Source organism: Kluyvera sp. Awk 3 (genome assembly GCF_028069715.1).
In the GTDB taxonomy this organism is placed as follows: Bacteria; Pseudomonadota; Gammaproteobacteria; order Enterobacterales; family Enterobacteriaceae; genus Kluyvera; species Kluyvera georgiana_A.
The window spans coordinates 1-6,855 of sequence record NZ_JANEWH010000193.1; the positions used below are offsets into that span (position 1 = coordinate 1).

Below are 6,855 nucleotides of genomic sequence, written 5' to 3' on the forward strand. Positions count from 1 at the left end.
GGATGAAAAATAGCCAGTCGAAAAGTGGTGGCTCAGAAAGGCAAAACGCCGGCACGAGGCCGGCGTCTTGTTGTTATCAAAACGTGGGTTGCAGATTACTCAGCAACAACGTTGATGATAACTTTAGCGAACACTTCGCTGTGAACCTGGAAGTCCACTTCATGCTCACCAGTGGTACGCAGAACGCCGTTCGGCAGACGAACTTCGCTCTTAGCAACTTTAACGCCAGCTGCAGTTACAGCGTCAGCGATGTCGCGAGTACCGATGGAACCGAACAGTTTACCTTCGTCGCCAGCTTTAGACGCGATGGTTACGGATTCCAGTGCGTTGATCTGCGCAGCACGAGCTTCAGCAGCAGACAGAACTTCAGCCAGTTTGGCTTCCAGTTCAGCGCGGCGTGCTTCGAAGAATTCAACGTTTTTCTTGGTAGCAGGAACAGCTTTACCCTGCGGGACCAGGAAGTTACGAGCGTAGCCCGCTTTAACGTTAACCTGATCACCCAGGCTACCCAGGTTTGCTACTTTATCAAGCAGAATAACTTGCATTACCTTATCCTCTCAAAGTCGTATTAATGGACCGTGACCGATTACTGATGACGATCAGTGTACGGCAGCAGGGACAGGTAGCGAGCGCGTTTGATAGCGCGTGCCAGCTGACGCTGATATTTTGCACGGGTACCGGTGATACGGCTCGGGACAATCTTACCGCTTTCGGTGATGTAGTTTTTCAGCGTAGCGATATCTTTATAGTCGATCTCTTGAACGCCTTCCGCGGTGAAACGGCAGAACTTGCGACGACGGAAATAACGTGCCATATGGCTAGTCTCCAGAATCTATCAATTCAATCTGCTCGGCATGCAGTACCATTTTGCTCAGGCCATTCTTTGCTTTGTGGCAACAGATAAAGCCCTGCACGGTGACTGCGCTACCGACCGTTATACTGTGAGTAATGGCCTGGTTTTCCTGCCCGCTGATTATTACAGGCATTTGGCACCACGCCTGCCGGTGAAAACCGGCTTCCTCCTGCACAGAACGATGCTCAAGCACGAACTGGCAATGAGGAATTCCTGATGGACTGACCTTTCGAAGGGGCATCCTGCACACGGTGCCGGACAACACCAGACGGTTGGTCATCAGAAATTACTCTTCAGAATCCCCAGCTTCAGCATCATCTGCGGTTTCGTTAGCGAAATCATCGCGACGTTCACGACGCTCGTCTTTCGCTTTAACCATCGGAGATGCTTCAGTAACAGCGTGTTTAGTACGCATAACCATGCTGCGGATAACGGCATCGTTGAAGCGGAAGGTAGTTTCCAGCTCATCGATCACTTCCTGCGGCGCTTCAACGTTCAGCAGAACGTAGTGAGCTTTGTGCAGTTTGTTGATCGGGTAAGCCAGCTGACGGCGGCCCCAGTCTTCCAGACGGTGGATCTTGCCTTCTGCACCAGTGATGGCAGCAGAGTAACGCTCGATCATACCCGGAACCTGTTCGCTCTGGTCAGGATGGACCATAAAAACGATTTCGTAATGACGCATCGAATTGCTCCTTACGGATTATTCAGCCTCCTGTCTGGGTCAGCCGCGGCCCATGGAGGCAAGGAACGTGTTAAAGGGCGGCTGAAAAATTGACGCGTCATAATACTTGCCTCCCCCCTGAAACTCAAGCTAATTGCACAAAAAGTTCGCACAAAGCGTGAAGTTGATCTAAGTAGATGATTTAAAATTGAACAGTAACGGATGATGCATTTTTTTGAACGACAGCATCAGAAATGGTCGCGATACATCCGCTAAAGAGTGATTACACTTAAATCAGAAGCCCCCCACCACCACAGGAGAGCAGAGTAACCGTCAGGACCGTGAGTCAGGAGTCGAGTATGAAAAACATCATGATTGCCATTATCGCTACGCTACTGGTTAGCGCCAGCGCACAGGCCGCCATTAAGATCGATGGCCGTCAGGCGCGTAACATGGACGATGTTCACAGCCTGGGGGTTATCTATATCAATCATAATATCGCCACTGAGCAAGAGGCCGATCGGGCGCTCAGTCAGGAAAGCGATGCTCAGGGAGCAAAATACTTCCAGCCAATCCTGGTGCATGAACCGGGCAGCGACGGCTTGATCCACGCCAGCGCCGCGCTTTATCGCTAATAGCGATAAAAAAGGCTCCGGAATCAGACCCGTCACATCCCAGGGATGTACAGATTCCGGAGCCACATTAGTACCGCCAGCTACTGTCCGTAGTAGGCATTTGGCCCGTGTTTACGCATAAAGTGTTTATTCATGAGATAGCCGTCGATGGGGCTGAGCGCTGGGTTAATCCCGCGCGCAATCCACGCCATTCGAGCCACCTCTTCCATCACCACGGCGTTATGCACCGCATCGTGCGCGTCCTTACCCCAGGCAAACGGGCCGTGCTGATAAACTACAACGCCTGGCGTATGCAGTGGCTCAACGTCGCCCAACGTTTCAATAATCACCTTACCCGTGTTCAGCTCATACTCCCCCTGCACTTCAACCTCGCTCAGGCCGCGGGTACAGGGTATATCGCCAAAGAAGTAGTCGGCATGAGTGGTGCCCAGCGCCGGGATAGCCAATCCGGCTTGCGCCCAGGCCGTGGCGTGAGTCGAGTGGGTATGCACGACGCCGCCAAGCGATGGGTAGCGTTGATATAGCGCCAGATGCGTGGCGGTATCGGAAGAGGGCCGAAACCGCCCTTCCACCACGTTTCCAGCCATATCAACCACCACCATGTCGTCCACGCTCATCGTCTCATAGGCGACGCCGCTGGGTTTGATCACTATCACGCCGCGCTCGCGGTCAATGGCACTGACGTTGCCCCAGGTAAAGGTCACCAGCCCGTAGCGCGGCAGATCCATATTGGCTTCAAACACTTGCTGCTTTAGCGTTTTCATTATGCCGCCTCCAGCAAACCGGCGCGGGCCATCCGCGCTTTCACCCAATCGCGGGCTTTCGCCACTTCCGCCAGCGGATCGGCAGCCGTTTCGCTCCACATTTCAATCAGATAGGGTCCACAGTAGCCGCTTTCCCGCAGCGTGGTGAAGCAACGTTCGAAATCGACAACGCCTTCACCAAAGGGCACGTTCTTGAACACGCCGGGTTTCGTGTCCTTCACGTGTACGGCCACAATGTGCCCCATCCCCGCCTGAAGCTCCATCTGCACATCGTTATCCCACGCCGACAGGTTGCCGATGTCGGGATAGAGCTGGAACCACGGATTATTGAGGTAGTGCGCGTAACCCAACGCTTTGCTGATCGAGTTCATCAACGGGTAATCCATGATCTCCATCGCCAGCGTCACCTGCGCACGACTGGCCATTTCAACGCTCTCTTTGAGCCCGTCACGGAAGCGACGGCGCGTTTCATCGTTCGCCTGCTGGTAGTAAACGTCGTAGCCCGCCAGTTGAATTACCCGAATGCCGATATCCTGGGCAAACTGGATGGCTTTACGCATGATCTCCAGCCCCTGGTTGCGAACGGCGTCATCTTCACTGCCGAGCGGGAAACGGCGATGGGCGCTCAGGCACATCGACGGTACGCGCACGCCGGTTTCGGCAATCGCGCTCACCAGCGCTAAGCGCTGCTCGCGGCGCCAGTCGAGACGCGCCAGGCGCTCGTCGGTTTCATCCACCGACATTTCAACAAAATCAAAACCCAGCGTTTTCGCCAGCCGCAGACGTTCGAGCCAGCACTCCCCGGCAGGGAGCGCTTTTTCGTAGATGCCAAGCGGCGTTTGTTTCGACAACATAGGCCGCTCCTTAGCCCCAGAGCTGAGCAATAGAACGCTTAAACTGACGCGCCGCTTCCACCGGGGATGCCGCATCACGAATGCTGCGCCCGGCGATAAAGACGTGGATTGGAATGCCGGCGAACAGCGGCAGGTCTTCCAGTGCCAGCCCACCGGTGACGGTGACTTTAAAGCCCATATCCGCCAGACGCTTAATCGCGCTGATATCCGCGTCACTCCACGCCACGCCCGCGGCCTGCGCATCGCGACTGCGGTGATAGACAACCTGCTGAATACCCGCATTGCGCCATTCCTGTGCCTGTTCCCAGGTCCAGAAACCGGTTAACTCGATCTGCACGTCGCCGCTAAACTCTTTCGCCACCTCCAGCGCGCCTTTGGCGGTGTTGATATCAGCACAGCAGATCACGGTGACCCAGTCGGCGTTGGCCTCAAAACACATACGGGAGAGAATTTTGCCCGCATCAGCGATTTTGGCGTCCGCCAGCACGATTTTATGCGGGTACAGCGCCTTCAGATCGCGGACGGCACGTACGCCTTCACCCACGCAAAGAATGGTGCCAACCTCGATAATATCGACCTCTTCCGCAATCAGGCGGGTGGTTTCATAAGCGTGGGACAGCGTCTGGTTATCCAGCGCCACCTGCAACATTGGTAATGACATTTTGATTCTCCCTTACACAGCCGCCGCGGTGGCGCTATCGATTAAATCCAGTACATCCTGCTCGCTGCGGCAGGCGCGTAAACGGTCGAAGTTAGCTTCATCTTCAAACAGATTGACGATCTGCATGATGCCGTCTTCCTGATGCGTGCGGGCATCTACCGCCGCCAGGGTAATAAGGATATCGACCGGATCGTTATCTTCATGGTTGAAGACCAACGGTGTTTTCAGCGTGACCAGCGCAAAGCCGTTTTTCTTCACCCCTTCCTCTGGCCGGCCATGCGGCATGGCCAGGCCTGGCGCAATCACAAAATAGGGGCCAAAACGCTCCACGCCGTCGAGGATGGCCTGGAAGTAGCGAGGCTCAACCACCTCGGCCCCCACCAGCAGGTCAACGCCCAGTTTGACCGCCTCCTGCCAGCTGTTCGCTTCTGCCTGCAGGCGGATGGAATGATTTTCCGCCAATGAATCACGTAGCTTCATGACTGACCCTTACTTAACGTCTTTCGGAAAATGCGCGTTGATCACTTCCATCAGCTTCGGGCCAAAATCAGCCGCCGAGAGCATGTTGCGCACCCCTACCACGTATTTGTTGCCGGAGACGGTGATTTCGCTCGCCACATGGGTGGAGGCAATAATGATATCGGCTCCGCTGAGTTCACTTTTGTACTCGCCGACGGCGCAGCTGTTTACCGTATGGTCTACGCCCTGCTCTTTGAGGAACTGGTCGACTTTCATTTTCATAATCATGGAGCTGCCTTGCCCACAACCACATACAGCCAGAATACGTACGGTCATAATCACACTCCTTAGTGAGCAGAAACTTCTGCCATTTGTTTTTGTGCATCTTCCTCGGCGCGCAGGCTGCGGCCAGCGAAGAACATATAAGCCAGGGCAATCACGATAATGACGGCCATAAAAATCAGCCCAATGGAGGCAAAGCCCTGCATCATCGGTGGTGCCAGAATCGACCAGTCAGCCATGCCCATCCAGGCGCTCATGCCGGTGAGTTTCACCGCCCACACGCAACCGAAGATTTCAATCATCCCCATCACCAGACAAATTTTGAGCGCCGCTCGCCAGCCGCCAAAGTGGTTCGCGAACACGCCAATGGTGGCGTTGGAGAAAAACATCGGGATAAAGCCAGGAATAATCAGGATGGAAGAGCCGCAGGCCACCAGAATGCCAACGGCAATCAACTGGCCGATGGTGCCCCACATAAAGCCCCACACCACGGCATTCGGCGCAAAGCTATAGATGGCGGCGCAGTCAATCGCCAACACGGCGCCGGGGATCAGCCGCTGCGAGATGCCGTTAAAGGCCTCCGAAAGCTCGGCGACGAACATGCGTACGCCCTGGGTAATGATGAAAATCGCCACGGCAAACGAGAAGCCGGTTTGCAGGATATAGATAGACCAGTGGGTCTTACCGGCCATGGCCTGCACCACGTCAAGGCCGAAGGAGAGCAGAATGGCGCCGAAAAAGACGGTCATCACAATCGCCGTCGAGACGATATTGTCATGGAAAATATTCAGCCACCCCGGCAGTTTTAACTCTTCAACGCTCTCCTCTTTTTTACCGAGATACGGCGCTACCTTGTAGGCAATCCACGACGCGAACTGCTGTTGGTGGCCGATGGAGAAGCCGCAGTTGTCCGTCACTTCCTGAGTCGGCTTGTACATCATGTTGGAGGTAATCCCCCAGTAGAGCGACACCAGCACCGCGGTGCAGATAATGGTGGTCCACATGGAATAACCACAGATATAGAAGAACACGGCGATAAGCCCGGCCTGCTGGAACATGATGTGGCCGGTGAGCATGATGGTGCGGATGCCGGTAATTCGCCGCAGCAGCACGTAGCAGATGTTCAGCGCCAGCGCGAGCAGCACCGCATATCCCACCCAGCTATAGGCCTCGCCCATACGTTCAATGGTCGCCATCATGGATGCGTAGGTATCGGAAATCGCGCCGTTGATGCCATAAACCTCAGACATTTTTGCCACCACCGGTTTAAAGGTGCTGGTCAGAATGCCGGAACCCGCCTGCAGCAGCATAAAACCGATAATGGTTTTGATGGTGCCCTTGATAATCACGCTCACGCTTTTACGCAGCAGGATGTAGCCGATACAGGTCACGATACCCAGCAGCAGCGGGGCGTTGGTCATCACCTGGTTAAAAAAGACGGTAAAGATGTTGTAGAGGATCTCCATAACGCTCTCCAGTAAATGAGGATGCTGAACCGACAGCCCTGTTCAGCCGGGTGCTAAACACTCTAATAATCAAAAATAATCACAACAAGATTTAATTTGATTAAGTGTGACGGACGCCGCAATAATAAGCTTATGCTTAACATGGAATAGTGATCTCTTGAGAAAAAATAAAAATAAACAATATAAATCAATAAATTAAAAATAAAACATAGACTAACCA

General features: G+C 54.0%; 11 protein-coding genes. 1 reads left to right on the forward strand and 10 read right to left on the reverse strand.

All coding sequences use genetic code 11. From position 1 onward, the window contains the following. Nucleotides 1-95: 95 nt before the first annotated feature. The 4 genes from rplI to rpsF are packed head-to-tail and all read right to left on the reverse strand — an operon-like array spanning nt 96 to nt 1,535. On the reverse strand, nt 96-545 hold the full coding sequence (gene rplI / locus NNN71_RS23040; protein ID WP_163445842.1) for a 50S ribosomal protein L9: 450 nt from the start codon (nt 543-545) through the stop codon (nt 96-98). A gap of 41 nt (nt 546-586) precedes the next feature. Further along, nucleotides 587-814: a 30S ribosomal protein S18 gene (gene rpsR, locus NNN71_RS23045; protein WP_000135199.1), complete on the reverse strand. Its 228-nt coding sequence runs from the start codon at nt 812-814 to the stop codon at nt 587-589. Between the two features lie 4 nt (nt 815-818). Then, nucleotides 819-1,133: a primosomal replication protein N gene (priB, locus tag NNN71_RS23050; protein ID WP_064546888.1), complete on the reverse strand. Its 315-nt coding sequence runs from the start codon at nt 1,131-1,133 to the stop codon at nt 819-821. A 6-nt stretch (nt 1,134-1,139) separates the two neighbouring features. Continuing rightward, on the reverse strand, nt 1,140-1,535 hold the full coding sequence (gene rpsF / locus NNN71_RS23055) for a 30S ribosomal protein S6 (RefSeq protein WP_042321529.1): 396 nt from the start codon (nt 1,533-1,535) through the stop codon (nt 1,140-1,142). Nucleotides 1,536-1,873: 338 nt separating this feature from the next. On the opposite strand from rpsF, the gene NNN71_RS23060 reads away from it, so the two are divergent. Beyond that, nucleotides 1,874-2,149 (forward strand): DUF1471 domain-containing protein, encoded by a 276-nt coding sequence (locus tag NNN71_RS23060; RefSeq protein ID WP_163445843.1) that lies wholly within the window; start codon nt 1,874-1,876, stop codon nt 2,147-2,149. An 80-nt stretch (nt 2,150-2,229) separates the two neighbouring features. Here the strand turns inward: NNN71_RS23060 and NNN71_RS23065 are convergent, their stop codons facing one another. From NNN71_RS23065 to ulaA, 6 genes are read right to left on the reverse strand one after another with little or no spacing between them, the layout of a single operon-like run. Further along, nucleotides 2,230-2,913, reverse strand: coding sequence for an L-ribulose-5-phosphate 4-epimerase (locus NNN71_RS23065; RefSeq protein WP_223803446.1), 684 nt, complete (start codon nt 2,911-2,913; stop codon nt 2,230-2,232). Beyond that, nucleotides 2,913-3,767 (reverse strand): L-ribulose-5-phosphate 3-epimerase, encoded by an 855-nt coding sequence (locus NNN71_RS23070; RefSeq protein ID WP_163445845.1) that lies wholly within the window; start codon nt 3,765-3,767, stop codon nt 2,913-2,915. Before NNN71_RS23070 ends, NNN71_RS23065 begins: the two co-directional genes overlap by 1 nt. A 10-nt stretch (nt 3,768-3,777) precedes the next feature. Beyond that, nucleotides 3,778-4,428 carry a 3-keto-L-gulonate-6-phosphate decarboxylase UlaD gene (locus tag NNN71_RS23075; protein WP_163445846.1) on the reverse strand — a complete coding sequence of 217 codons (651 nt, stop codon included), beginning with the start codon at nt 4,426-4,428 and terminating at the stop codon, nt 3,778-3,780. 12 nt (nt 4,429-4,440) lie between these two features. Next, the gene (ulaC, locus tag NNN71_RS23080) at nt 4,441-4,908 is read right to left on the reverse strand and encodes a PTS ascorbate transporter subunit IIA (protein WP_167577050.1); all 468 of its coding nucleotides are present in this window, start codon (nt 4,906-4,908) and stop codon (nt 4,441-4,443) included. A gap of 9 nt (nt 4,909-4,917) precedes the next feature. After that, nucleotides 4,918-5,223: a PTS ascorbate transporter subunit IIB gene (gene ulaB, locus NNN71_RS23085; protein ID WP_163445848.1), complete on the reverse strand. Its 306-nt coding sequence runs from the start codon at nt 5,221-5,223 to the stop codon at nt 4,918-4,920. A gap of 11 nt (nt 5,224-5,234) precedes the next feature. After that, on the reverse strand, nt 5,235-6,635 hold the full coding sequence (gene ulaA, locus NNN71_RS23090; protein WP_163445849.1) for a PTS ascorbate transporter subunit IIC: 1,401 nt from the start codon (nt 6,633-6,635) through the stop codon (nt 5,235-5,237). Between the last annotated feature and the right edge of the window lie 220 nt (nt 6,636-6,855).

Excerpts from the sequence above, each read along its gene's own strand:
- NNN71_RS23070 (WP_163445845.1), bottom strand. The coding sequence starts at position 3,767 with ATGTTGTCGAAACAAACGCCGCTTGGCATCTACGAAAAAGCGCTCCCT.
- priB (WP_064546888.1), bottom strand. The coding sequence starts at position 1,133 with ATGACCAACCGTCTGGTGTTGTCCGGCACCGTGTGCAGGATGCCCCTT.
- ulaA (WP_163445849.1), bottom strand. The coding sequence starts at position 6,635 with ATGGAGATCCTCTACAACATCTTTACCGTCTTTTTTAACCAGGTGATG.
- NNN71_RS23075 (WP_163445846.1), bottom strand. The coding sequence starts at position 4,428 with ATGTCATTACCAATGTTGCAGGTGGCGCTGGATAACCAGACGCTGTCC.
- NNN71_RS23065 (WP_223803446.1), bottom strand. The coding sequence starts at position 2,913 with ATGAAAACGCTAAAGCAGCAAGTGTTTGAAGCCAATATGGATCTGCCG.
- rpsR (WP_000135199.1), bottom strand. The coding sequence starts at position 814 with ATGGCACGTTATTTCCGTCGTCGCAAGTTCTGCCGTTTCACCGCGGAA.
- NNN71_RS23060 (WP_163445843.1), top strand. The coding sequence starts at position 1,874 with ATGAAAAACATCATGATTGCCATTATCGCTACGCTACTGGTTAGCGCC.
- rpsF (WP_042321529.1), bottom strand. The coding sequence starts at position 1,535 with ATGCGTCATTACGAAATCGTTTTTATGGTCCATCCTGACCAGAGCGAA.
- rplI (WP_163445842.1), bottom strand. The coding sequence starts at position 545 with ATGCAAGTTATTCTGCTTGATAAAGTAGCAAACCTGGGTAGCCTGGGT.
- ulaB (WP_163445848.1), bottom strand. The coding sequence starts at position 5,223 with ATGACCGTACGTATTCTGGCTGTATGTGGTTGTGGGCAAGGCAGCTCC.
- ulaC (WP_167577050.1), bottom strand. The coding sequence starts at position 4,908 with ATGAAGCTACGTGATTCATTGGCGGAAAATCATTCCATCCGCCTGCAG.